Here is a 23,434-nt window from a genome sequence, read left to right on the forward strand (position 1 = left end):
GCCAACGCGATGGCGGCCGGGGCCGCCATCGCATCGCACCATCAGGCGACCGAGTAGGTCGGCTTGTTGGTGGTGTTGCTCCACTGGGCGATGGTCTTGCCGCCCACGCCACCCCCCTGCTTCTGCTGTGTGTACGACCACTTGATCGCACCGAAGCTCAGCTCCACGGTCTCGGCCGGCATGCCGTCATGGCCCATGGCAGTGTTGACCCGGTGCACCAGCACGTTCAGCAGCTCGATCGTGTAGTAGTTGATGGCGTTGCCGTCCTTGTCGGCGCGCATGAACTGGATCTGCGCCTTCGGGAAGGTGGTGCCGTTGGCGCAGGCCTGGAACAGCGCGGTGCTGGCAAGGTCGATGCGCTTGGTGACCTGCAGCGGACTCATTTCCACGCGCGCGGCGGTGCTGCCGCCGGCGGTGGACGCGGTCGCCGAGCGCGGTTGCAGGACGTCCTGGGTGAAGGACTCGATCTCGATCCAGTCCTTGTGCTCGGCGTCCTTCGATTCGCCCTTGATGGTGTCGATGCTCAAGAAAGCGTGTTGCATGATCTGGTTTCCTTTGTTCCGTTCTTCCGTGAGAAATCCGCCAGCGTCTGCCGGCGGGGTGTTACAGCCGGCCCGCGACCACCCAACCGCATGGCCGCGTGCCGCCGGGACACGGGGCCCCGTGCTGCAATGCAATCCGTTGCCTTACTTTTTTGAACCGGCCGGCAGCTCGGCCACCAGTCGCAACGACACCGACAGCTCGTCGAGCTGGAAATGCGGGCGCAGGAACGCGACCGCGCGGTACACGCCGGGCTTGCCCGGCGCTTCGGACACCTGCACCGACGCTTCGCGCAGCGGGAACTGGGCCTTGGCTTCCTGCGTGGCGTTGTCGTCCAGCAGCACGTACTGGGCGATCCAGCGGTTGAGGAACTCCTCCACGTTGCCGGCCGAGGCGAAGCTGCCGATCTTCTCGCGCATCATCGCCTTGAGGTAATGCGCCACACGCGACACCGCGAAGATGTACTGCAGTTGCGCCGACAGGCTGGCGTTGGCGTTGGCCGCATCGGTGTTGTACTTCTTGGCCTTCTGCGCCGACTGCGCGCCGAAGAACGCGGCGTAATCGGTGTTCTTGCAGTGCACCAGCGGGATGAAGCCCAGGTCGCTGAGCTCCTTCTCGCGGCGATCGGTGATCGTCACCTCGGTCGGGCACTTGAGCGCGACCTCGCCATCGTCGGTGCGGAAAGTGTGGGTCGGCAGCTCCTCGACCAGGCCACCGCCTTCAACGCCGCGGATCGCCGCACACCAGCCGTAATCCTCAAACGCGCGGGTCAGGCGTGCGCCAAACGCGTAGGCGGTGTTGCACCACAGGTACCGGGCGTGATCGTTGCCGTCCACGTCCTCGACGAAGTTGAAGCCTTCGACGGTGGTGCCGTCCTTTGGGTTGTACGGCAGGCGGCCGAGGAAGCGCGGCAGGGTCAGGCCCACGTAACGGCTGTCCTCGGAGTCGCGGAACGACTTCCACTTGGCGTATTCGACCGTGTCGAACACCTTGGCCAAGTCGCGCGGCTTGCCTAGCTCGGTGAAGCTCTCCAGCCCAAACATGTCCTCGCTGGCGGCGGCGATGAACGGTGCGTGCGCGGCGGCGGCCACGTGCGACATCTGCTCGATGAAGTACATGTCTTCCGGCTGGCGACCGATCTGATAGTCGCCGATCAGCGCACCGAACGGTGAACCGCCGAAGGTGCCGAACTCTTCCTCGTAGACCTTCTTGAACAGCGCGCTTTGGTCGAAGTCGATCGCCGACTTGAAGTCCTTGACCAGGTCCTTTTTGGGCGCGTTGAACGCCTTAATCTTGATCTGCGCGCCGGTGGAGGTCTGGCCGCACAGGTAGTGCAGGCCGCGCCAGGTGCCCTCCAGCTGCTGAAAGGTGGGCGCGTGCATGATCGCGGTCAGCTGCTCGGAGATCAGCCGGTCCAACTCGGCCACGCGCGCATCGAGCGTCAGGTTGAGGTTGTCCGACACCAGCACGGTGCCCTGCATCACCTCGCGCGCCAGCTCGCCGATGATGTCGCGGGCGCGCTGGTGCTCGGCGTTCGAGCGCGCGACCTTGCTCTGCTCGATGATCTGGTCCAGCAGACCCAGTTCGACGACTTCGCCCCCGGCAAGGGCGGCGGCTTCCATTTCGCGGTTCATGGCTTACTCCTGCGCCTGGCCGAGCTGCTTGAGCTGCTCGGTGTTGTTGAGCACGTCGGTCAGCAGGTCTTCCAGCTTTTCGTTGCCGGCCAGCTTGTTGCGCAGGTCGGCCAGCTTGGCGCGGGCCTCCAGCAGTTGGCGCAGCGGCTCCACCTGCTGCACCACCGCCTCGGGGCGGAAGTCGTCGATGGAATTGAACTTGAGTTCCACGGCGAACTCGCCGCCGGCATCGGACAGTTTGTTGGGCACGCGGTACACCGCGCGGGGCGCCATGCCTGCCATCACCTCGTCGAAGTTGTCGAGGTCGACGTTGACGAACTTGCGGTCCTTGACCTTGGCCAGCGGCTGCTCGGGCTGACCACTGAAGTCGCCCATCACGCCGACGACGAACGGGATTTCCTTCTGCTCGATGGCATCCCCCTTCTCCACGTCGTAAGTGAGCTGCACGCGCGGCGGACGCACCTTCTGCAGGCGCTTCTGGACACTTTCCTTCTTGGACATGCTTCGTTTCCCTACGATCGGCGGCGGTGTGCGGTGTCAGTTGTCGAGCACGTTGAATGGGTTGGCCCCGCCGCCGGCCCGCGGTGCGCGGGGTGCGGATTCGGCGGCTCGCACGGGCAGGGCGGCGGCGTTCGCCTGGCCGGTGGTCGCCGTGGCGGCGGCGCGGGCCGTGGCCTTGTTGCGACGGGGTTTGGGCGCGCGGCGGGGCACCTCGCGCGGCGTGGCGCCGTTGGCAGCTGGCTTGTTGAGCGTCTCGCGCACTGCGGTGGCCAGCAGCTCGGCTTCCTTGCGCGCCGTGTCGGACACGGACAGCGCGCCACTGGCCTGCAAGCGCTGCAGTGACTGCCCCGCCAGGCGCATGCCGGAAATCGTCAGCACGCTGTCCGCGACGCGGTCCTGCGGATCGCGCTGCAGCACTTCTTCGGCGGCGACGATGGCGCGGCCATACCGGCCGGCATCGAAGAGCAGTTGGGCCGACCGGATCCACGGCTCCTTGCGCGTTGGGTCGGCCTTGGCGGCATCGTTGAAGGCGATCAGCGCAGGCTCGATGCGGCCTGCGGCCACGTGCGCCTCGGCGGCGCTGAACAGCTTGTCGTAATGCTTGGGCTTGGCGGCCAATGCCGCGCCGGCCACGCCCAGCCACAGGGCGAGGGCGCAAATGAAACCAGGGACGAAAAAGGCGCGCGCAATGGCGGCCGTGCGTGCATAACGCATTCGGTTCACTCTCCATGTGTGGCCCGTACACGGGCCTTGTCCTTGGGTGCTGCATGGCGCCGGCGGCGCGCGATGCCCGTATAGTGGCGCCGCCCGCACGTCCCTACCGGACGCGCGACGCGGCTATTCTTACCCGAATTCGTGGGCGATGCCAGCGATGCGCCGGACGCGCCCCGGGAATTCGACCCACAAGGAGCTTCACGCCATGGATTGCATTGGCTGCGCACGCCCCACGGCGCGTGCGCGGGTACGCGCGCTGCGTGCCACCCGGACCCGGTTGCGCAACACCCTTGCCCTGGGGGCGGGCGCGCTGCTGCTGACCGCCTGTGCCAGCGGCGGCGTACTCGGAACAGTGACGGACCGTGCGCTCGCGGCGGTTGGCCTCGACCCGTTGCGGGCCGCGGCCGACGCACGGCACACGGTCGAGCTCGAGGTGCACGGGGCACACAATCTCAATGCGGGGCGCGGCAGCAAGGGCGTCGCGCTGGTGGTGCGCGTGTACCAGTTGCGCGATCCGCAGCGCTTTGAGCAGCTGCCGATGGCGCACTTCCTCGACACCGCGCGCGAGCGCGGCGCCTTGGGCGAGGACGTGGTCGACGTAGAAGAGCGCGTGGTGCTGCCCGGCGACCGGCAGGCGTGGACGCTGCGGCTGGCCGGCGATGCACGCCACGTGGGGGTGGTCGCACTCTTCCGCCACGCGGGCGATGGCCCATGGCGCTTCGTGTTCGACGGGAGCAAGGCCGTGCGGGAACGCGTGGTCATCGGTGCCCATGCCTGCGCCCTGACGACCGCGAGTCCCGCGCTGAGCACGGTGCTGTCCGGCGACCCGATGCGCTTGTCAGGCGTGCGGTGCGGTCCCTAATCCGCCCGCGCTTGTAGTACCCTCGCCGCGCGGCAAAGGACGGCCGGCGCCACCCACGGTGGCGCATAGACCATGCACGCCGCGGGGCGACGCCCCTATCACGCGATGAATGCACGCAGGGATGCCATGAGCAGGATGTCGAAGGTTTTCTGGGGCGAGGGCTTGTTCCTCCGCCCACAACATTTCCAGCGCCAGGACGCGTACCACGAGGCGCGCGTGCACGAGATGGGCCTGGCGCTGCACCCGTATCCCTGGGGCGTACGCGACGTGCGCTTTGACCTGCAGTCGATCGCCAGCGGGACGTTCCGCGTGCTGCAGCTCTCGCTGGTGTTTCCGGATGGCGAGATCCACCGCGCGCCCGGCGCGCAGCCACTGCCAGAACCCGTATCCCTCGCCAGCCTGCCCACCGGCGTGCAGTCGACCACGCTGTTTGCAGCGCTGCCGCTGCTGCGCGAGCACGGCGGCAACTGCGTCGAGCCTGGCTCGGCCCTGGCTGTCCGGTATGCGCAAGCCAATCATTCCACCGCCGATCTGTACACCGATGCCTGCGAAGCGGAGTTGGCCTACCTGAGCCATCGGGTCCGCATCTTGACGGAGGACGAGCCACGCGACGCCTTTTCCGTCGTGCCGATCGCACGCGTTCGTCGCACGGCCACCGGCGGCTTCGAGCTGGACGAGGAATTCGTGCCGCCGGCCCTGCACATCGGGGCGTCGCCGGCGTTGCTGCTGGGCCTGCGGCGGCTGCTGGACGCGCTGCAGGCCAAGGTCGATGCGCTGTACGGCCACCACCGCGCCCCGTCGCAGTCGGTCATCGAATTCCGCTCGGGCGACATGGCCTCGTTCTGGCTGCTGCATACGGTCAACGGCGCGTGCGCCGCGCTCTCCCATTGTTTCCGCCATCCCGGACTGCACCCGGAGCGGCTGTACCAGGAGCTGCTGCGGCTGGCAGGCGAACTGCTCACGTTCTCTGCCAGTTACGCCCTCGCGAACCTCCCCGCGTACGACCATGCGCGGCCGGAAAGCGCTTTTACGCCGCTGCTGGCGATCATCCGCGAATTGATCGACACGGTGATCTCGGCGCGCTATTTCCAGATCGCGCTGAACGAGGTGAAGCCGTCGTTCCACCTCGGGCGCCTGGATTCGCAACGTATCGACGAGGGCTGCGCGTTCTACCTGGGGGTGGCCGCCAACCTGCCTGGACCGGAGCTGACGCAGTCGGTGCCGATCCGGTTCAAGGTAGGTGCTCCCGACGACGTGGACAGTTGCGTGCTCTCGGCACTGCCGGGCGTGAAGCTGGTGCATGCCGCGCAGGTGCCGGCCGCCATTCCGGTGCGGCCGGGCCTGCACTACTTCGCCCTGGAGCCGCGGGGCGCGCTGTACGAGCGCATGCTCAAGGCCCAGTCTGTGACCATCTACGTCCCTGCCGGCCTGCACGACCTCAAGCTTGAACTCATCGCGGTGGCCCCATGATCCACCCCACGTCTGCTTTCCCACAGGCAACGCCGTCGCTGTCCTCGGCCTTCGCGCACGAGGCGGGCCCGCCGACCGCGGCCTCACGCCGGCTGGTCGACCTGCTGGGCGACGGCTTCCATCTGTTGATGCTGCTGCGTCAGGGATGCCTGCCGCCCGAGGCGGATCGTTTCGCGGCCTCGGTGCAGCAGCTGCTGGATCGCGTCGAGCGTGGCGCGGTCAAGCTCGGCCTCGCCGCCGAGGACATCTTCGCCGCCAAGTACGCGTTCTGTGCGGCGGTGGACGAAGCGCTGCTTTCGCAGTCCTCAGCGCTGCGGGAAGACTGGGAGCGCAACCCGTTGCAGCTGCGCCTGTTCGGGGACCACCTGGCCGGCGAGCACTTCTTCGAGCGACTGGACCAGTTGCGCGCCCAGGGCGCGCTCCGCCTGCCGTCGCTGGAGGTCTACCACCACTGCCTGCTGCTGGGCTTCGAGGGCCGGTATCGGCTGGAGGGCGCGGAGAAGCTGGGCTACCTGACCGCGCGACTGGGCGACGAGATCAACTACCTCAAGGGGCGGCGGGCCGCGTTCGCTCCGCATTGGCTGCCGCCGGATCGCGTCGCGCATGCGCTGCGTCGGGTGATGCCGACGTGGGCGCCCCTGGGCGTGTTCGCCGCGCTCGCGCTGCTGGCCTTCGCCGGTTTCCACGGGCTGCTCGGCCGGGAGACGAACCAGCGCCTGGGGCGCTATGAGCAGGTGATCGGACTGCCCCACAGGACCGCCCACTTGACCATCACGCTGCCATGATCGCAGGGTGCGCCACGCGTTGGGCGCACCGACGGGCGCATCGGGGGTCACGGGCCGCCCCGAGTGCGATAAACTGGACGGCGGAATGCCCGTCGAAGCTGCCGGTCCGGCCGTCTCCTGCCCCTGGCGGGAACCGCCGGGCCACGCCAGACGGGCTTCATCTGAATAGCGGTCGCACCCGGTGCGGCCATGGATTGACGACTACGCGCGGCCCTGACGGGACGTGCGCCAAAGGTGGATCGTGCGCAATTACGACCTCGAATTCCTGAAGCGTTTCTCGATGGTGATCGGCTTCCTCAGCCTGCTGACGCTGGGCCTGATCCTGGGGGCGATGTACCTGCACGGCACCCTGCCGACCGAAGTGGACCCGAAGGCCGTGGCCCGCACCGAGGCGCGCATCGCGCCGGCCGGCGCGGTCTACGCCGGTGCGACCGGTGCCGCCGCGCAGCAAGCCGCTGCCGCGGCCGCCGCCGCCTCCGCCGCTTCGCAGGTGGCCTACGGTGGCACCACCGATGGCGCGGTGATCTTCGACAACCTGTGCGCGGGCTGCCACAAGTCGGGCGCCGGCGGCGCGCCGACTATGGTCGCCAGCGCCTGGGGCGCTCGCATCGCCCAGGGCAAGGACACCCTGTACAAGCACGCCATCGAAGGCTTCACCGGCGCCGCCGGCGTGATGCCGGCCAAGGGCGGCAACCCGGCGCTGACCGACGAGCAGGTCAAGGCCACGGTCGACTGGATGGTCGGCAACCTGAAGTAAGCCCGGGCAGGCCTGCTGGCTGCCGCACGACGCCGCCTTCGGGCGGCGTTGTCGTTTCCGGCACCGGGTTACGCGCCGTCATCTCCGCTGGGGATAATGGCCGCTTTGCCGCCGCTGCCGGAACCGCGATGACGCGCCTGCCCCCTTTGCCCCCCCACCTTCGCGCTTGGCCCCTCGCGGCCGGGCTGATTCTTGGACTGGCGGCGTGCGCCAGCGCACCGCCCCCGGCCCCGCTGCCGCCGCCGCTGCCGGAACTGGCCGCGGCACCGACCGACTGGTCCGCCTACGCGGGCCAGCGGGTGCAGGTGACGGCGCCCCTGACGCTGGTCGACACCGGCGGCGAGGGCGTGCTGGTGCGTTTTGGCGGGCGCGCCTGGAACCCGACCGAGCGCGCCCGGCCCGGCAGTACCGAGGCGCGGGCCTTGGCCGACACCAACCGGACCCACCAACTTCGGCTGGTGGCCAGCGGCGACATCGCCGCCGCGCTGGAAACCGCGCGACTGGGCAGCACGGTCGGCAATGTCGACGGGGTCATCCGCGTGGGCAACGACGGCCCGGTGCTCCGCGCCGAGGTACGCCCCACGCTGCATGCGGCGCCGCGCCCGGCCGCGCCCGTCGTGGCGGGGAACGTGCGGGTGGCGGCATTCAACCTCGAGAACCTGTTCAACGGTGACGGCCATGGCGGCGGCTTTCCGACCCCACGTGGCGCGCGCACCCCGGCCGAACATGCCGCCCAGCTGGCCAAGCTGGTCGCCGCCATCCAGGCGCTGGATGCCGATGTGGCCGCGCTGATGGAGGTGGAGAACGACGGCGATGGCACCGAGGCGGCACAGGCGCAACTGGTCCAGGCCCTCAACGCCCAAGGCGCCGATTGGCGCTTCGTGGCGACGGCGGGGCGCGTGCCGGGGTTTGCCACCGCACTCGATCCGGAAGATCCCATCAAGGTGGGGCTGATTTACCGTGCCTCGCGCGTGCGGCCGGTAGGCCAGACCGCAGCCCTGCTGGGCGGCCCCTTCCCCGCGCGCAGCCGGCCCTCGCTGGCGCAGGCCTTCCGCGCCGGCAACGGGCCGGTGTTCGTGGTGGTCGCCAACCACTTCAAGTCCAAGGGCTGCAGCGAGGCCGAGGGCGCCGACCGTGACCAGGGCGATGGTCAGGCCTGCTGGAACGCCACCCGGACCGAGTCGGCGCGCCGCCTGACGGCGTGGCTGACGGGGGACCCGACGGGAACAGGCAGCCAACGCACGGTGATCCTCGGCGATTTCAACAGCTACGCGCAGGAAAACCCCGTCCATCTGCTGACCCAGGCCGGCTGGCGCGACGCCTTCGCGGAAGCCGGAGTGGCGGCGCCCTACAGCTACGCCTACCGCGGCACGATCGGGCGGTTGGACCACGCCCTGCTCAGTCCCACGCTGGCGGCCGACCTCCGCGGCGCAGCCGAATGGCACGCCAACGCCGACGAGCCGCGCAACGCCGGATACCGCGACGGGGGACAGGGTCCGTGGCGCAGCTCCGACCATGACCCGCTGCTGCTGGGCTTCGACCTGCGCCGTTGACGGTCGGCGCCAACGCCCGGCCTGACCCGCCCGGCCGGGTCGTGCGCCGCGCGCCCCGGGGCGTGCAGGGGCACCCACAGGGTGCGGGCGTAGAATGACCGGATGAACCAGCCCGCTTTCCCGACGGCCGACACGCCCTCGCTGTTGATCAACGGCCCTGCCGGGCCGTTGGAAGTGGCAGTCGACTTCCCCGACGCCGAGACGCCGGTCAGGCCCGCGGTCGCCGTGGTGTGCCACCCCCTGCCCACCGAGGGCGGCACGATGCACAACAAGGTCGTGACGATGACCGCGCGTGCGCTGCGCGAATCCGGCGTGGCCACGGTGCGCTTCAACTTCCGCGGCGTCGGCGCCTCGGTGGGCCACTTCGACCATGGCGAGGGTGAGTCGGACGACCTGCGCGCGGTGGTGTCGTGGGTGCGCGCCGCGCACCCGGAGGCCGAGCTGTGGCTGGCCGGCTTCAGCTTCGGCTCGTACGTGACCATCAAGTGCGCGGCCGCGCTTTCGCCCGGCATGCTGGTGTCGATCGCGCCGCCTGCGGCGGGCCGGCGCTGGGATTTCGGTGCCATCACCCCGCCGGACTGCCCGTGGCTGATCGTGCAGGGCGAGGCCGATGAGATCGTCGAGCCCGAGGCAGTGTATGCGTGGGTCGACAGCCTGAAGGACCTGCCGCAGCCGCCGGAACTGGTGCGCATGCCCGAGACCAGCCACTTTTTCCACCGCCGCCTGATGGACCTGCGCGGCGTGATCAAGAACGGGGTGCGTCCGTACCTGCCGACGGCACTGCACCATGGTTGAGCCCGTGGCCGTCGCTCGCGACGCGTGCGTCGCGCAGGTGTGTGCGTGAGCGCTTCGGAAAGCGTACCCGGTGTGTCGCCGTCAGCCGCCTATGCGGCGGGCGTGGCGCGCGGCGACTGGAACGACGATCCGGCGCAGCACGCGGCACTGCGCGAGCTGGATCGCGTGCACGCCGCCCTGCTCGCGCCTGCCAAGCGCGGCCTGCTCGACAGCCTGTTCGGCAAGCCCAAGCCGCCGGCGCTCGGCCTGTACCTGTGGGGCGGCGTGGGGCGCGGCAAGACCTTCCTGATCGACCTGTTCTACGACGCGCTGCCGTTCGCGGAAAAGCGACGCACCCACTTCCACCGCTTCATGCGCGAAGTGCACGCGCAGTTGCGCGCCCATGCGGGCGAGCGCGATCCGCTGGTCACGATCGCGCGGCACTGGGGCCAGCAGATGCGCGTGCTGGTGCTGGACGAGTTCTTCGTCAACGACATCGGCGATGCGATGCTGCTGGGACGGCTGCTGGAACGGCTGTTCGCCGAGGGCGTGGCGCTGGTCACCAGCTCGAACACCGAGCCGCAGCACCTGTATGCGCATGGCCTGCAACGCGAGCGCTTCCTGCCGGCGATCGCGCAGTTGCAGCGGCACTGCCGCGTGCTGTACCTGGACAGCGCCCACGACTACCGCCTGCGCGCGTTGACGCGATCGCCGGTGTACCGCGCGCCGTTGGACGAAGGTGCCGAGGCATGGCTCGCGCAGCGCTGGGACGAACTCAGTGCCGGCATGCCGCGCGAGGACGGCCCGCTGGTGATCGACGACCGCCCGATCCCGGTGCGCTGCCTGGCCGAGGGGCACGCCTGGTTCGATTTCGCCGCGCTCTGCGAGGGCCCGCGCGCGGCCGGCGACTACATCGAGATCGCAACCGAGTACCACACGGTGCTGGTGGGCGGCATCCCGCGCTTCGACGGCACCAATGACGACGCGGCGCGTCGCTTCGTGCACCTGATCGACGAACTGTATGACCGCCACGTCAACCTGGTGTGCACCGCCGCCGAGGCGCCGCCCGGGTTGTACCTTGGGCAGAAGCTGGCGGGGGCGTTCGAACGCACGGCGTCGCGCCTGATCGAGATGCAATCGGCGGAGTACCTGGCGCTGGAGCACCGGGGTTAGCCGGGAAAAGTGCGGCCGGGTTGGACGTTCGACAAAGGATATAGGGCGCCAGCGCCCTGCCCCGGAGTACGATCGGGCATCGCCCTTAAACGCCTGACGCCCGGAGACTCCATGCGCCGTCCGCTGCTTGCCCTTGCCATCGCCGCCCTGCTGCCGTCCGTGGCCGCGGCCCAGACTGCGCCGCCGGCCGAGCGTGCCGAAGTCACGGCTGCGGCCCAGTCGCAGCGCGACCAGGTCATCAAGTGGCGTCGCGATTTCCACCAGTTCCCGGAGTTGTCCAACCGCGAACAGCGCACCGCCGCCAAGGTGGCCGAACACCTGCGCGCGCTGGGGTTGAAGCCGGTGACCGGCATGGCGCACCACGGCGTGGTCGCGATCATCCAGGGCGGCAAGCCGGGACCGAAGGTGATGCTGCGCGCGGACATGGACGCGCTGCCGGTGACCGAACAGACCGGCCTGCCGTTCGCATCGAAGGTGACCACGCAGTTCGCCGGGCAGACGACGGGTGTGATGCACGCCTGCGGCCATGACGCGCACACCGGCATCCTGCTGGGCGTGGCCGATGCGCTGGTGAAGATGAAGCAGGACTTGCCGGGCCAGGTGATGCTGGTGTTCCAGCCGGCCGAGGAAGGCGCACCCGCCGGCGAGGAAGGCGGTGCGGAGCTGATGCTCAAGCAGGGCGTGTTCAAGGACTTCAAGCCGGACGCCGCATTCGGCCTGCACGTGTTCTCGACGCTGCAGGCCGGGCAGATCGGCGTGCGCCAGGGACCGCTGATGGCGGCTTCGGATGCGTTCGCGATCACGGTGAAGGGCCGGCAGACCCACGGCTCGCGGCCGTGGGGCGGCATCGACCCGGTGGCGGCCGCCGCCGATCTGGTCGGCAGCGCGCAGACGGTGGTCAGCCGCCGCACCGACATTGCCAAGCTGCCTGCGGTGGTCACCTTCGGCACCGTGCACGGGGGCATCCGCTTCAACATCATCCCCGACGAGGTGGTGATGACCGGCACCATCCGCACCTTCGACAACGCGATGCGGCAGCGGATCTTCCAGGACCTGAAGAACGTGGCCACGCACGTGGCGGCCGCGCATGGCGCCACGGTCGAGGCGCGCGTGCCCGATGGCGACGGCAACCCGGTGACCTACAACGATCCGGCGCTGACCGCGCGCATGCTGCCGAGCCTGCAGGCGGTGGCGGGCAAGGACAACGTGATCGAGCCCTCGTTGCAGATGGGCGCGGAGGACTATTCGTTCTTCGCCCGCGAGGTGCCATCGATGTACTTCTTCGTCGGCGCCACGGCCAAGGGCATCGACCCGGTGACCGCGCCCAGCAACCACTCGCCGCAGTTCACCCTGGACGAGTCGTCGCTCGACCTGGGCCTGCGCGCACTGCTGCAGGTGACGCTGGATTACCTGCACGGCGGCGCCAAGGGCTGAGGCCGGCGCGGAGTGCGGCGGCCCGGCCGGGCGGACCGCACGCCACATGAATGCCATGCGCGGGTGCGCCGCGGCCAGGAGCCCGGCGGGCGATAATGGGCGGATGACCACCCAGGATAACTCCGTCGCCGGCTCCGCGCTGGGCCGCCACGTCGACTACCCGCAGGGCTACGATCCGGGCCTGCTGTACCCCATCGCGCGCACGCTGGGGCGGCATGCCATCGGCCTGCACGACGCGTCGCTGCCCTTCGTTGGGCACGACCGCTGGCATGCCTATGAGCTGAGCTGGCTCGATGCAAAGGGCAAGCCCGTGGTGGCCACGGCGACGTTCGAGGTGCCGGCGGACGCGCCCAACCTGGTCGAGTCGAAGTCGCTGAAGCTGTACCTCAACTCGTTCAATGCCAGCCGCTTCCAGGATGCCGACGCGGTGCGTGCGTGCATTGCCGAGGACCTGTCGCGCGTGGCCGGCGCGCCGGTGCGCGTCGCATTCGGCTTGCCGCCGATGGCGGAAGACGAGGAAGGCGCGGTGTCGATCGATGCGCTCGACGTGGCCATCGACCATTACGGGCCGCCCCGTGCCGACTACCTCGCGGTCGATGCCAATGACGTGGTCGAGGAAACGCTGTCCAGCGCGTTGCTGAAATCCAATTGCCCGGTCACCGGCCAGCCCGACTGGGCGCACGTGCGCATCGCCTATCGCGGGCCGCGCATCGACCGCGCCGGGCTGCTGCGCTACCTGGTGTCGTTCCGCGACCACGCCGAGTTCCACGAGCAGTGCGTGGAGCGCATCTTCACCGACCTGCTGGCGCAGGCCCGCCCCGAGCGGCTGTCGGTGGAAGCGCGCTACACCCGCCGCGGCGGCCTGGACATCAACCCGTGGCGGGCGACGCCCGGTTTCGTGACTCCCGTCGCACGCCGCGGAGCGCGCCAGTAACCGCGCGCGCGGCATTTTCACGCGGGCGGCATCTTTCCTTAACAACCTTCGTGCCAACGTGCTCCCCTCGCAACGATGCCGGGGAGGAGCCCCCACATGAGCACCGAGAAGAAAGCCGACTTCTCCAACGTGCAGGGCCGCGTGTCCAGCACGGAAGAGATCCGCAAGCAGGCCGATTTCAGCAACGTGCAGTCCTCGGTGTCGTCCACCGAGGAGATCACGTCCAGCACCGCCGGCGACACGGCCCAGCAGAGTTACACCGTCGAGAAGGGCGACACGCTGTCCGCGATCGCCAAGCAGTTCTACGGCAAGGCCAGCGCGTGGCGCGACATCTTCGAGGCCAACCGCGACCAGATCGACGACCCGGACCGGATCTTCCCGGGCCAGGTACTGAAGATTCCCGCCATCGACGCCGGCGAATGAGCCGCGCCCGTCCGAACCGATCCCCAGGAGCCCCCCATGACCCCTAACCGCACGCACCTCGCCCTTGCCGCCGCACTCGTCGCCTCGCTCGCCGTGGTGGGCTGCAAGAAGAAGGAAGAGCCGGTCGTGACCCCGCCGCCGGCGACCACCGAACCCGCGCCCATGCCCGCCCCCGCCCCGGTCGCCGCCACTGCGTCGGTCACCGGTGTCGACCTGGGCACTGCCGTCGGCGCCGACATGAAGATCACTGCGCCGGCCACCACGTTCAAGCCGAGCGACACGATCTTCGCCGCCGTCGCCACCAGCACCAGCGACCCGATGGCCACCGTAGCCAGCAAGCTGGGCGCCAAGTGGAGCTTCCAGGACGGCCAGGTCGTCAACGAGGAAACGGTCGACGCCAACCTCACCGGCGCGGGCGTGACCAACTTCAAGATCAGCAAGCCCGACGGCTTCCCGACCGGCAAGTACAAGCTCGAGGTGATGCTCAACGGTGACGTGGTGCAGACCCGCGAGTTCGAGGTCAAGTAACCCGTTTCATCGCGGCGGGGCGGCCACCCTCCCAGGCCCTCCGCCGCCACCTTCTCTCTCCCCGTCTCCAGGCGGGCACCGGCGCGATGCGAATCGCGCCTTTTTTTTTGGCCGTCAGTCGGGGAAGCTTCCGTCCACGTAGTACCAGCGCCCCGCTTCGCGCACGAACCGGCTGAGCTCGTGCAGGCGCACGGCCGGCGCACCGCCAACCTTCCAGCGCGCGACAAATTCCACCGTGGCGTGGTCGGCATCGACCGGCACGTGGCGGCGGACGTCCAGACCCAGCCAGCGGGTGGCCGCCGCCTCCTCCAGGTCCAGCGAATCCGGGCGGGTGGTGGGATGCCAGCTGGCCAGCAAGTAGGCCGTGTCGGCGCGCACGAACGCGCTGTAGCGTGAGCGCATCAGCGCTTCCGCGGTGGCGGCCTGTGCGGTGCCCGCGTGCAGCGGGCCGCAGCATTCGGCATAGGCGCGGCCGGAGCCGCAGGGACAGAGAGCGGGCGATGGCATGGGATTCGGGCCGGCCGTGGTGCGTGGAAACCGGGCGCCATTGTGGGCGTGCGCGCGCGCCGGCGATACCATGCACGCCTGACCCCCGCGAGCCATGCCCATGAAAGCCCTTGCCTACCTCGATGACGCGCAGATCGAGCGCCTGTCCGACCTGCTCGACCAGCGCGCCGTGCCGTTCAAGGGCTTCAACCTGGAGGCGCTGGACGGGTTTCTGTCGGCACTGGTAGTCGGCCCGTCCGAGGTGCCGGCCGAGGAGTGGCAGCCGCTGGTGTGGGGCGGCAAGCCGCCGCGCTGGGACAGCGACGCCGAGGCGCAGGAAGTCGACGCGCTGCTGCAGGGCCACTTCAACATGGCCAGCGCGCGCGTGCGCCACGGCGACGACGACCTGCCCGACCATCTGGCACCGCTGCTGTGGCTGCCCGAGGAGGCCGAAGCCGAGCACCCTGACGAACTGGACGTGGGCCGCGACTGGGCGCTGGGCTTCTTCACCGCGGTGGAGCTGCGCGAGGCGCAGTGGGACCAGTGGCTGGACGAGAACGAGTGGATCGAACAAATCTTCGGCCTGCTCGACCAGATCGCCAGCGGCGAGATCATCGGCGAGGACCCGACCGCCGAGCCCACCCCGATCAGCTACCGCGAGCGGCTGGAGATCGTCGCCGGTCTGCCGGGCATGCTCGCTGACCTGCACCACCACCGCATCGACGCGCTGACCCCGCGCGAGCCGATCCGCAAGGACGCCGCGCCGGGCCGCAACGATCCCTGCCCGTGCGGCAGCGGCAAGAAGTTCAAGGCCTGCCACGGGGCCTGAAGGGCCGGATGCGGCCCCAACGTGCAGCGGGGTGATCCGCTGCACAGCGGCGCGTGGCCGTGCAGGCGCTCAGCGGAAGTCGAAGTGCTCGTAGCGCAGGTGGTCGGCGGGCACGCGGTGTTCCTGCATGCGCGCACGCACGTGCGTCATCAGCCCCTTGGGCCCGCAAAATGCCACGTCGACGCCGGCCGGATCGCTGCGACAGATGTCGGCGAACCGCTGCACGAAGGCGGGATCGGACGGCCCCGCCAATACCGGCACCAACTCGGCGCCGCGCTCATGCGCCATCGCCTCCAGCACCGACACCTCGGGAAACTCGCGGCCGGGCGTGAAAAAGTAGAACAGGGTGACCTTGTCGAAGCCGGTCGCACGGGCATCCTGGAGCCAGGCGATGAAGGGCGAGATGCCCACGCCGCCACCGATCCAGACCTCGTGCCGCGCCTCGCGCTTGCGGTCGAATCGACCGAACGGTGCATGCACGGTGGCGCGCATGCCGACCTTCGCCTCGGCCAGCAGCTTGCGGGTGAAATCGCCCAGCGGACGGATCACGAAATCGGCGCGCCCGCCCTCACCGCCCGAGGCGATGGTGAAGGGATGTGGTTCGCGCAGGCCCTCTTCCTCCATCCGCAGGAATCCAAACTGGCCGGGGGTGAAGGCCAGACCGCGGCCGATCGGCTGCAGTTGCAGGTGCAGGCCTGATTCGTTGCGGTGCAATTCCGCCACCCGGTACTCCGCGTGGCTGGACACGAACCGGTACAGCAGCAGCTTGTAGAACGCCGCGACCACGCCGAGCACCGACCATGCCAGCAGCCACGCCCCGGCGGGACTGGTCAGCGCCAGCGGCTGCTTGAAGCTCAGCCAGTGCAGAACCACCACCACGAACAGCGGCCCCGACAACTTGTGCCACCAGCGCCACTGGCCGTAGGGGATGTTGCGATTGAGCGCCAGCACGACGATGAACATCAGGCCCACGAACGAGAACTGACGCAGGAACCGCGGCCAGCCGGCGGGCAGGGCCAGGATTGCGGAGGCATCCCACTCCGGCATTCCGGCCTTGAACACCAGATGGACGCTGGCCAGGCCCAGCGCCCACACGCCCATCCATTTGTGCACGCGGTAGACCCGGTCCAGGCCACCAAACCACGATTCCACCCGTGGCCAGCGCGCCGCCAGCACCGAGGCGGCAGCCATCAGGGTGAGCGCGGCGACGCCGCTGGCGAGGCTGGCCCCGGCCGAGCCCAGTCGGGTTCCCGCTGGCAGCGCCATGCCCACCAGCACCGCACTGGCCACTACCAGTGCCGCGATCACGTGCCACGACTTGAGGGTCATGCCGTTGCTCCGGGGCGCGCGCATCGCACGCGATGATCAAATCTAGTGGGCCGGTCGCCACCCGGTATTGATCGGCATCAATCCCGCGGCGTTCCATGCGCCTGCGTATGCCGCGGCTTTGCTCGGAACCGCCCTCGGCGCGACAATGACGGATCAAGCCGCGCGCCACTCCGGCCGTGCGCCACTCCCCCAAGCGAGCCCCTGTCCATGTCCAACACCCCGAAGATCATCTACACGCTGACGGATGAAGCCCCGTTCCTGGCCACCCAGTCGCTGTTGCCGATCGTCGAGGCGTTTGCCGGCACCGCCGGCATTGCGGTGGAAACCCGCGACATTTCGCTGGCCGGGCGCATCCTGGCGCAGTTTCCCGAGCACCTGAAGCCGTCGCAGCGCATCGCCGACGACCTCGCCGAACTGGGCCAACTGGCGACCACGCCAGAAGCCAACATCATCAAGCTGCCCAACATCAGCGCGTCGGTGCCGCAACTCAAGGCGGCCATCGCGGAACTGCAGCAGCAGGGCTACGCGCTGCCGGATTATCCGGAAGAGCCCAAAAGCGAGCAGGACAACGAGGTCAAGGCGCGCTACGGCCGCGTCATGGGCAGCGCAGTCAACCCGGTGCTGCGCGAAGGCAATTCCGACCGCCGCGCTCCGGTGTCGGTGAAGGCCTATGCACGCAAGCACCCGCACCGCATGGGGGCGTGGAGCGCGGAGTCGAAGTCGCACGTGGCGCACATGGACGCCGGCGATTTCTACGGCAGCGAGCAGTCGGTGGTGATGCCGGCCGCCGGCAGCGTCAACATCGAACTGGAAGGCGCCGACGGCCGCCGCAGCATGCTCAAGACCGGCCTCAAGGTGCAGGCCGGCGAGGTGCTGGACGCGTCGGTGATGAGCACCGCTGCGCTGGCGACGTTCATCGATGCGCAGATCGCCGATGCGCAGGCGCGCGGCGTGCTGTTCTCGCTGCACCTGAAGGCGACCATGATGAAGGTGTCCGATCCGATCATGTTCGGCGTGGCGGTCAAGCGTTTCTACGCGCCGGTGCTGGAGAAGCACGCCGCGGTGCTGGAGGAAGCGGGCTTCGACGCCAACAACGGCATCGGCGACCTGTACGCCCGCCTGCCCTCGCTGCCGGCCGACGTGGCCACGCAGATCCAGGCCGACATCGCCGCGCTGTACGCGCAGCGCCCGGGCGTGGCTATGGTCAACTCCGACAAGGGCATCACCAACCTGCACGTGCCGAGTGACGTGATCGTCGACGCCTCGATGCCGGCGATGATCCGCGACAGCGGCGGCATGTGGAACGCCGAAGGCAAGCTGCAGGACGCCAAGGCGGTCATCCCCGATCGCTGCTACGCCGGCATCTACCAGGCGGTGATTGACGACTGCAAGGCCAACGGCGCGTTCAACCCGGCCACCATGGGCAGCGTGCCCAATGTCGGCCTGATGGCGCAGAAGGCCGAGGAGTACGGCAGCCACGACAAGACCTTCCAGATTGCCGCGGCCGGCACGGTGCGCGTGGTCGACGATGCCGGCACCGTGCTGATGCAGCACGCGGTGGAGGCCGGCGACATCTGGCGCATGTGCCAGACCAAGGACGCGCCGATCCGCGACTGGGTCAAGCTGGCGGTGAACCGCGCGCGCCTGAGCAGCACGCCGGCGGTGTTCTGGCTGGATCCGCAGCGCGCGCACGACCGCAACCTGATCGCCAAGGTCGAGCAGTACCTCAAGGACCACGAGACCGCGGGCCTGGACATCCGCATCCTGTCGCCGGTGGAGGCGATGACGCTGTCGCTGCAGCGCATCCGCGCCGGCCAGGACACCATCTCGTGCACCGGCAACGTGCTGCGCGACTACCTGACCGACCTGTTCCCGATCATGGAGCTGGGCACCAGCGCCAAGATGCTGTCGATCGTGCCGCTGATGGCCGGCGGCGGCCTGTTCGAGACCGGCGCCGGCGGAAGCGCGCCCAAGCACGTGCAGCAGTTCGTGCAGGAGAACTACCTGCGCTGGGATTCGCTGGGCGAGTTCCTGGCGCTGGCCGCCTCGCTGGAGCATCTGGCCGACACCACCGGCAACGCCCGCGCCAAGGTGCTGGCCGACGCGCTGGATGCGGCCAATGCGCAGTTCCTGGACAACGACAAGTCGCCGTCGCGCAAGGTCGGTGGCATCGACAACCGCGGCAGCCACTTCTACCTGGCCATGTACTGGGCGCAGGCGCTGGCCGCGCAGGACAGCGACGCCGCGCTGAAGGCCATGTTCGCGCCGCTGGCCAAGGCCCTGACCGAGAACGAGGCGACGATCGTGCAGGAGCAGATCGCGGTGCAGGGCCAGCCGGTGGACATCGGCGGCTACTACCACGCCGACCTGGCCAAGCTGGCCGCGGCGATGCGTCCCAGCGCCACGTTCAACGCTGCGTTGGCGACGCTGGCCGGCTGAGCGCGCCCATCGCGACCGGGCGCGCACGGCGCCCGGTCACGGCGCTCGTCAGGGGACAACTGCGCGCCCGTCCGGTGTCAGCCGGAGGCGCGCCTACCGCAGGCACGACACGACGAAGGCCCGCCGATCTGCGGGCCTTCGTCGTTCTGATCCTGGGGCGATGTGCCGGCGATGTGCGGCGGGCATCGACTGACGCGAGGCGCTTACGCGGCCCGGTCGTAACACACGATGACGTAATCGTCGGCGGTTTCCGTGGCGAATTCGCGGGCGGCCACAATGCGGGCCTCCTGCGTGACCGACGCGACCTGTCGCTGGGCGACGGAGCGACGGCCATAACGGGCGCCGAATGCGCGGTCCCGGTAAGAAGCGACCACCGGTCGCGCGGTTTCCTGGAACATCGGACTGCGGAACAGTTGCATGACACTCTCCTGGGTTGGCGGGGAGCTGCCCGGTGCAGGCCAAGCTCGTCCTTGAGCGAGGCGCACTTTGCCGGCGTCCGATGACACCCAGGTGGAGCGGGTCTTGCAGAATTGTTGCAGCGCAGCAAGCGGGTTCGGGCGCGGGTCCGCTCAGCGCACGTAAGGGCTTTTGACGTTCTTGGCGCGCTCGCGCTCCTGCTGGTGGAAGAAGCGCAGTGCCTTCTCCTCCGACATCTCGAACTTGGGCGCGACGTGCGGCAGCAGCAGTCGCAGCCACGCGTGTTCCACCCGCTGCGCTTCCTCCGGGCAACGCTCGGCGCGCCCGGCCGGCAGGTCGCCGTCGGTGACGATGTACAGGTACTTGCCCGGGTCGCGCCCGTAGATCATGCACTGCAGGTTGAAGTAGCGCTGTTCGCCCAGCGCGTGCTCGTCGGCGTACGCATCGAGGTTGTACTGCCCCTGCGCGCGCTGCAAAAACCAATGCGCGGCCATGCGCAGGTTCTCGGTGACCTGGAGCGGCGATTCGTCCACGCTGGCGAACTTCTGCATCAGCATCACCGCCAACTGGTCCACCGCATCCTCCTCGCGGCCGGTGGTCGGCAGGTCCAGCAGGCGGATCAGCGCGTGACCGGTTTCATGCAGCAGGATGAAGCGCAGGTTGGCCAGCACGTACTGGTGGGGGAATTCCTCCTCCAGCGTGCCCGCCGCGCGCATGGCATCGGCCTGCTTGCTGAGCACCTGGATGGTCTCGTAGCACAGCACCACCTCGTTGGTGGCCGGCGCGTAGAAGGCATCGGCGCTCTTGCACTCGGCGGTGACGTACTTGATCGGCTTGGACAACTGGAACAGGCCATCGATGGCCTTGATCTCGTGCAGCTTCTGCAGGAAGTTGCCTTCGCTGGCCGCCTGGTAGATCGGCTTCAGTGCGTCGCTGCGCGGCGGCACGTATTCGTAGGTGAAGTTGGTGCCGGCCTCGGCCCTGGCGGCGGCAGGCCGCAGGGCGCCTTTCCGCTCGCTCGCCGCCACAGGCAAGCGCGTTGCGACGGGGGCGTGGGTGGATGACGGGCGTGCGCGCTCCCACCAGGCATGACCTGCCGCGCCGGCAACCACGCCGACGAGGGCAACGGACAGGATGGCGATGTAATTGGCCCGCACGCGCGGCCTCCCCTTGGTCATGTCGACGCAGCGCAAGCTGCGCCATAGCGATGACGATGGTAGCGATTGCCGTGTGAAGCAAGTGGCCCCTCGCATCCGACGGCGGCACTGCCCTTCGGCAGGGGCCGTGCCGGATCCATTCGCGCTAGGCTTGCCCCTTTCCACGCCCGGAGCCTTGCCATGACCTCTTCCCGCCTGGCCCTGCTGTTGCCGCTGCTGCTGGCTGGCTGCGCGACCGCGCCCTCTGCCGGCCCCAACGTCCCGTCCCAAGCGGCCGACGCCTCGCTGGACGCCGCCATCGCCGGCGCGTGGCGCGACCCGGCCAACGTGGCGCGCGACCCGCACCGCCATCCGGCGCAGACCCTGCGCTTCTTCGGCGTGACGCCGTCCAGCCACGTCATCGAAATCACCCCGGGCGGTGGCTGGTACACCGAGATCCTGGCCCCGTACCTGCGCGCGGACGGCCATCTGGTCGCGGCGCTCGCGGTGGCCGGCCCGGCCCAGTCCGAAGGCCTGCGCAACTACCTCACCAAGGGCAACGCCGGCTTCCGCGCCAAGCTGGCGGCGGGCCCCGCACAGTACGACCGGGTCGAAGTGCGTGAGTTCAGCGTGCCGCAGCCCGCGTTCGGCGCCGATGGCAGTGCTGATGTCGTGCTGACCTTCCGCAACGTGCACAACTGGACCCAATGGGGCACCGACCAGGCGATGTTCGATGCGTTCTTCCGCGTGCTCAAGCCCGGCGGCGTGCTGGGCGTGGTCGACCACCGCGCCAAGCCCGGTACCGACCTGGAGGCGATGAAGAAGTCCGGTTACCTGACCGAAGCGCGCGTGCAGGAACTGGCGGAACGCGCCGGGTTCGTGCTGGACGCCCGCAGCGAGGTCAACGCCAACCCGCGCGACACCACCACCCACCCCAGCGGCGTGTGGACGTTGCCGCCCAGCAACCGCCATGACCCGGAAGACGCGCAGATGTACCGCGCCATCGGCGAGAGTGACCGCATGACGTTGCGCTTCAGGAAGCCCGCCCGCGACTGACGTCGCGTGGCGGGAACGCGGGCGCCGCGCGAGCGGCCGTCACGTTCCGTGCGCCCGCGCTTTGCCCATGCTCATCGCCATCAACAAACCCTACGGCGTGCTGTGCCAGTTCACCGATCGGAGCACGCCGCCGCGCCCCACCCTCGCCGGTTTCGGGCTGCCGCCGGACGTCTACGCCGCCGGCCGCCTGGACCACGACAGCGAGGGCCTGCTGCTGCTCACCGACGACGGCGGACTGGCGCACCGCCTGACCGACCCGCGCCACAAGCAGCCCAAGACTTACTGGGTGCAGGTGGAAGGCGAGCCCGGGGACGACCAGCTCGACGCGCTGCGGCGCGGCGTGGCGCTCAACGACGGCCCGACCCGGCCCGCGGACGTGCGCCGCATCGACGCGCCCGCCCTGTGGCCCCGCGACCCGCCGGTGCGCTTCCGCAAGACCGTGCCGGACGCGTGGCTGGAAATCACCATCAGCGAGGGCCGCAACCGCCAGGTCCGGCGCATGACCGCGGCCGTGGGGCTGCCGACGCTGCGGCTGGTCCGGGTGGCCATCGGCCCGTATCGCCTTGACGACTTGGCACCCGGCGCATGGCGTGCCCTGGACGCGCCGGCATCTGCGCAGGAACCGACGGCGACGCGCGCAAGACCGGGTTCCGTGCGCGCGCGCCCGATGTCGCGGGCTCCCCGCCGCGGCTCACGCCCCCCGGGCCGGCGCTGACGGCGCGAGCGGTACCGAATTCGCACCCGCGCGCGTGAGCAGCAACACCGCGCCCAGCACCACGGCCGTGCCCAGCAGCTGCAGCGCGGTGATCCGTTCGCCCAGCAGCCACCCGCCCAGGAACACCAGCGACACCGGCCCCAACGCGGACAATTGCGCGGCGGTGCCCGCGCCCAGCCGCGCCACCGCGGCCATGGTGAACGTCACCGGCAGGAACGTGCACAGCACCGCATTCACCAGCGCCAGTCCGTAGGCCCCGGGCGCAAACGCCAGGAGCTGCGCCGGCTCGCGCACCAGCAGGTAGTGCACCGTGGTGGCCACCGTCGACACGGTCATCGCATAGGCCACCAGCCGCAACGACCCGATCCGGCGGATGAGCTGGCCCGACATCGCCAGGTACAACGCGTAACTGAACGCCGCCGCCAGCACCAGCAGGCTGCCGCGCACGACGTGCGGTCCCTCCAGATGCAGGTTCTCGGCGAAGACCAGGGCCACGCCCGCATAGCTCACCGCCATCGCCACCCATTCGCGCGTCCGAACCTTGCGGCCAAACGCCAGCAACCCGATTAACACCACGAACGTGGGGTTGAGGAACAGGATCAGCCGCTCCATCGACACCGGCACGTACTGCAGGCCCCAGAAATCCAGGAGGCTGGACAGGTAGTAGCCGAGCACGCCTAGCACCAGCACCTGTGCCCACTCGCGGCGGGTCAACGGCGTGCGGTTGCCGCGCAGGTGCTCGCGCAGGCCGAGGCCCAGGAACAGCGGCAGCGACAACGCCATGCGCAGCGCCATCACGTCCAGCGCATCCAGCCCGTAGCGGAACTGGAACTTGGCCAGGATGGCCTTGGCCGAGAACAGCACCGCCCCCGTGCCTCCCAGCAACAGGCCGACCCGGCGGAGTTGTGCCGGCGATGCGGTCAAAGGACGGACCACTGGCGGCGG

General features: G+C 69.4%; 24 protein-coding genes. 15 read left to right on the plus strand and 9 right to left on the minus strand.

Features of this window, described 5'->3' with window-relative positions:
* Window positions 1-41: 41 nt before the first annotated feature.
* From ACYVBS_RS03735 to ACYVBS_RS03750, 4 genes are read right to left on the minus strand one after another with little or no spacing between them, the layout of a single operon-like run.
* On the minus strand, window positions 42-677 hold the full coding sequence (locus ACYVBS_RS03735) for an Hcp family type VI secretion system effector (protein ID WP_460821873.1): 636 nt from the start codon (window positions 675-677) through the stop codon (window positions 42-44).
* Window positions 678-686: 9 nt separating this feature from the next.
* Window positions 687-2,174, minus strand: coding sequence for a type VI secretion system contractile sheath large subunit (tssC, locus tag ACYVBS_RS03740; protein WP_460821874.1), 1,488 nt, complete (start codon window positions 2,172-2,174; stop codon window positions 687-689).
* A 3-nt stretch (window positions 2,175-2,177) separates the two neighbouring features.
* Window positions 2,178-2,675: a type VI secretion system contractile sheath small subunit gene (tssB, locus tag ACYVBS_RS03745; protein WP_460821876.1), complete on the minus strand. Its 498-nt coding sequence runs from the start codon at window positions 2,673-2,675 to the stop codon at window positions 2,178-2,180.
* Window positions 2,676-2,711: 36 nt separating this feature from the next.
* Complete coding sequence (locus ACYVBS_RS03750) at window positions 2,712-3,389, minus strand: hypothetical protein (protein WP_460821878.1); 678 nt, start codon at window positions 3,387-3,389, stop codon at window positions 2,712-2,714.
* Window positions 3,390-3,594: 205 nt separating this feature from the next.
* Here ACYVBS_RS03750 and tssJ point away from each other — a divergent pair, with 205 nt between their 5' ends.
* The 11 genes from tssJ (at window position 3,595) to ACYVBS_RS03805 (ending at window position 14,082) form a co-directional block, all read left to right on the plus strand.
* Window positions 3,595-4,251, plus strand: a complete 657-nt coding sequence (gene tssJ / locus ACYVBS_RS03755; protein ID WP_460821880.1) for a type VI secretion system lipoprotein TssJ — start codon at window positions 3,595-3,597, stop codon at window positions 4,249-4,251.
* 126 nt (window positions 4,252-4,377) lie between these two features.
* A complete protein-coding gene (gene tssK / locus ACYVBS_RS03760; RefSeq protein WP_460821882.1) occupies window positions 4,378-5,721 on the plus strand; it encodes a type VI secretion system baseplate subunit TssK in 1,344 nt (447 codons plus the stop codon).
* Entirely contained in the window at window positions 5,718-6,506 is a 789-nt protein-coding gene (gene icmH / locus ACYVBS_RS03765) for a type IVB secretion system protein IcmH/DotU (RefSeq protein ID WP_460821883.1), read from the plus strand. Before tssK ends, icmH begins: the two co-directional genes overlap by 4 nt.
* Window positions 6,507-6,747: 241 nt before the next feature.
* A complete protein-coding gene (locus tag ACYVBS_RS03770; protein WP_460821884.1) occupies window positions 6,748-7,263 on the plus strand; it encodes a c-type cytochrome in 516 nt (171 codons plus the stop codon).
* Window positions 7,264-7,391: 128 nt separating this feature from the next.
* The gene (locus tag ACYVBS_RS03775; RefSeq protein WP_460821886.1) at window positions 7,392-8,816 is read left to right on the plus strand and encodes an ExeM/NucH family extracellular endonuclease; all 1,425 of its coding nucleotides are present in this window, start codon (window positions 7,392-7,394) and stop codon (window positions 8,814-8,816) included.
* A gap of 102 nt (window positions 8,817-8,918) precedes the next feature.
* On the plus strand, window positions 8,919-9,611 hold the full coding sequence (locus ACYVBS_RS03780; protein WP_460821887.1) for an alpha/beta hydrolase: 693 nt from the start codon (window positions 8,919-8,921) through the stop codon (window positions 9,609-9,611).
* A 72-nt stretch (window positions 9,612-9,683) separates the two neighbouring features.
* Window positions 9,684-10,763: a cell division protein ZapE gene (zapE, locus tag ACYVBS_RS03785; protein WP_460822174.1), complete on the plus strand. Its 1,080-nt coding sequence runs from the start codon at window positions 9,684-9,686 to the stop codon at window positions 10,761-10,763.
* 111 nt (window positions 10,764-10,874) lie between these two features.
* Window positions 10,875-12,197, plus strand: a complete 1,323-nt coding sequence (locus tag ACYVBS_RS03790) for an amidohydrolase (RefSeq protein WP_460821888.1) — start codon at window positions 10,875-10,877, stop codon at window positions 12,195-12,197.
* 103 nt (window positions 12,198-12,300) lie between these two features.
* Window positions 12,301-13,131, plus strand: a complete 831-nt coding sequence (queF, locus tag ACYVBS_RS03795; RefSeq protein WP_460821889.1) for an NADPH-dependent 7-cyano-7-deazaguanine reductase QueF — start codon at window positions 12,301-12,303, stop codon at window positions 13,129-13,131.
* Window positions 13,132-13,227: 96 nt separating this feature from the next.
* Entirely contained in the window at window positions 13,228-13,554 is a 327-nt protein-coding gene (locus tag ACYVBS_RS03800) for a LysM peptidoglycan-binding domain-containing protein (RefSeq protein ID WP_460821890.1), read from the plus strand.
* 36 nt (window positions 13,555-13,590) lie between these two features.
* Window positions 13,591-14,082: a hypothetical protein gene (locus ACYVBS_RS03805; RefSeq protein WP_460821892.1), complete on the plus strand. Its 492-nt coding sequence runs from the start codon at window positions 13,591-13,593 to the stop codon at window positions 14,080-14,082.
* Window positions 14,083-14,196: 114 nt separating this feature from the next.
* Here ACYVBS_RS03805 and ACYVBS_RS03810 read toward each other — a convergent pair whose 3' ends face one another.
* Window positions 14,197-14,589: a YchJ family protein gene (locus ACYVBS_RS03810; protein WP_460821893.1), complete on the minus strand. Its 393-nt coding sequence runs from the start codon at window positions 14,587-14,589 to the stop codon at window positions 14,197-14,199.
* A 100-nt stretch (window positions 14,590-14,689) separates the two neighbouring features.
* Here ACYVBS_RS03810 and ACYVBS_RS03815 point away from each other — a divergent pair, with 100 nt between their 5' ends.
* Window positions 14,690-15,397, plus strand: coding sequence for a UPF0149 family protein (locus ACYVBS_RS03815; protein ID WP_460821894.1), 708 nt, complete (start codon window positions 14,690-14,692; stop codon window positions 15,395-15,397).
* A gap of 69 nt (window positions 15,398-15,466) precedes the next feature.
* On the opposite strand, the gene ACYVBS_RS03820 is transcribed toward ACYVBS_RS03815, so the two are convergent.
* Window positions 15,467-16,726 (minus strand): ferredoxin reductase family protein, encoded by a 1,260-nt coding sequence (locus ACYVBS_RS03820; RefSeq protein ID WP_460821895.1) that lies wholly within the window; start codon window positions 16,724-16,726, stop codon window positions 15,467-15,469.
* Window positions 16,727-16,933: 207 nt separating this feature from the next.
* Here ACYVBS_RS03820 and ACYVBS_RS03825 point away from each other — a divergent pair, with 207 nt between their 5' ends.
* The gene (locus tag ACYVBS_RS03825) at window positions 16,934-19,165 is read left to right on the plus strand and encodes an NADP-dependent isocitrate dehydrogenase (protein WP_460821896.1); all 2,232 of its coding nucleotides are present in this window, start codon (window positions 16,934-16,936) and stop codon (window positions 19,163-19,165) included.
* A 203-nt stretch (window positions 19,166-19,368) separates the two neighbouring features.
* Here the strand turns inward: ACYVBS_RS03825 and ACYVBS_RS03830 are convergent, their stop codons facing one another.
* A complete protein-coding gene (locus ACYVBS_RS03830; protein ID WP_460821897.1) occupies window positions 19,369-19,584 on the minus strand; it encodes a hypothetical protein in 216 nt (71 codons plus the stop codon).
* A 150-nt stretch (window positions 19,585-19,734) separates the two neighbouring features.
* Complete coding sequence (locus ACYVBS_RS03835) at window positions 19,735-20,739, minus strand: DUF4344 domain-containing metallopeptidase (RefSeq protein WP_460821899.1); 1,005 nt, start codon at window positions 20,737-20,739, stop codon at window positions 19,735-19,737.
* Window positions 20,740-20,919: 180 nt separating this feature from the next.
* Between ACYVBS_RS03835 and ACYVBS_RS03840 the strand changes: the two genes are divergently transcribed.
* Together ACYVBS_RS03840 and ACYVBS_RS03845 are read left to right on the plus strand one after the other, a co-directional pair.
* A complete protein-coding gene (locus ACYVBS_RS03840; RefSeq protein WP_460821900.1) occupies window positions 20,920-21,774 on the plus strand; it encodes a class I SAM-dependent methyltransferase in 855 nt (284 codons plus the stop codon).
* A 67-nt stretch (window positions 21,775-21,841) separates the two neighbouring features.
* Window positions 21,842-22,489: a pseudouridine synthase gene (locus ACYVBS_RS03845; protein ID WP_460821901.1), complete on the plus strand. Its 648-nt coding sequence runs from the start codon at window positions 21,842-21,844 to the stop codon at window positions 22,487-22,489.
* Here the strand turns inward: ACYVBS_RS03845 and ACYVBS_RS03850 are convergent.
* The gene (locus tag ACYVBS_RS03850; RefSeq protein ID WP_460821902.1) at window positions 22,466-23,413 is read right to left on the minus strand and encodes a DMT family transporter; all 948 of its coding nucleotides are present in this window, start codon (window positions 23,411-23,413) and stop codon (window positions 22,466-22,468) included. The genes ACYVBS_RS03845 and ACYVBS_RS03850 overlap by 24 nt on opposite strands.
* Between the last annotated feature and the right edge of the window lie 21 nt (window positions 23,414-23,434).

The sequence above is a fragment of the Lysobacter olei genome, from assembly GCF_054777355.1.

Bases quoted from the DNA above. Each gene is read 5' to 3' on its own strand.
- ACYVBS_RS03825 (WP_460821896.1), top strand. From the start codon at position 16,934: ATGTCCAACACCCCGAAGATCATCTACACGCTGACGGATGAAGCCCCG.
- ACYVBS_RS03830 (WP_460821897.1), bottom strand. From the start codon at position 19,584: ATGCAACTGTTCCGCAGTCCGATGTTCCAGGAAACCGCGCGACCGGTG.
- icmH (WP_460821883.1), top strand. From the start codon at position 5,718: ATGATCCACCCCACGTCTGCTTTCCCACAGGCAACGCCGTCGCTGTCC.
- ACYVBS_RS03780 (WP_460821887.1), top strand. From the start codon at position 8,919: ATGAACCAGCCCGCTTTCCCGACGGCCGACACGCCCTCGCTGTTGATC.
- ACYVBS_RS03840 (WP_460821900.1), top strand. From the start codon at position 20,920: ATGACCTCTTCCCGCCTGGCCCTGCTGTTGCCGCTGCTGCTGGCTGGC.
- tssB (WP_460821876.1), bottom strand. From the start codon at position 2,675: ATGTCCAAGAAGGAAAGTGTCCAGAAGCGCCTGCAGAAGGTGCGTCCG.
- ACYVBS_RS03775 (WP_460821886.1), top strand. From the start codon at position 7,392: ATGACGCGCCTGCCCCCTTTGCCCCCCCACCTTCGCGCTTGGCCCCTC.
- tssC (WP_460821874.1), bottom strand. From the start codon at position 2,174: ATGAACCGCGAAATGGAAGCCGCCGCCCTTGCCGGGGGCGAAGTCGTC.
- ACYVBS_RS03750 (WP_460821878.1), bottom strand. From the start codon at position 3,389: ATGCGTTATGCACGCACGGCCGCCATTGCGCGCGCCTTTTTCGTCCCT.
- ACYVBS_RS03810 (WP_460821893.1), bottom strand. From the start codon at position 14,589: ATGCCATCGCCCGCTCTCTGTCCCTGCGGCTCCGGCCGCGCCTATGCC.
- ACYVBS_RS03815 (WP_460821894.1), top strand. From the start codon at position 14,690: ATGAAAGCCCTTGCCTACCTCGATGACGCGCAGATCGAGCGCCTGTCC.
- ACYVBS_RS03845 (WP_460821901.1), top strand. From the start codon at position 21,842: ATGCTCATCGCCATCAACAAACCCTACGGCGTGCTGTGCCAGTTCACC.
- tssJ (WP_460821880.1), top strand. From the start codon at position 3,595: ATGGATTGCATTGGCTGCGCACGCCCCACGGCGCGTGCGCGGGTACGC.
- ACYVBS_RS03790 (WP_460821888.1), top strand. From the start codon at position 10,875: ATGCGCCGTCCGCTGCTTGCCCTTGCCATCGCCGCCCTGCTGCCGTCC.
- queF (WP_460821889.1), top strand. From the start codon at position 12,301: ATGACCACCCAGGATAACTCCGTCGCCGGCTCCGCGCTGGGCCGCCAC.
- ACYVBS_RS03820 (WP_460821895.1), bottom strand. From the start codon at position 16,726: ATGACCCTCAAGTCGTGGCACGTGATCGCGGCACTGGTAGTGGCCAGT.
- ACYVBS_RS03800 (WP_460821890.1), top strand. From the start codon at position 13,228: ATGAGCACCGAGAAGAAAGCCGACTTCTCCAACGTGCAGGGCCGCGTG.
- tssK (WP_460821882.1), top strand. From the start codon at position 4,378: ATGAGCAGGATGTCGAAGGTTTTCTGGGGCGAGGGCTTGTTCCTCCGC.
- ACYVBS_RS03805 (WP_460821892.1), top strand. From the start codon at position 13,591: ATGACCCCTAACCGCACGCACCTCGCCCTTGCCGCCGCACTCGTCGCC.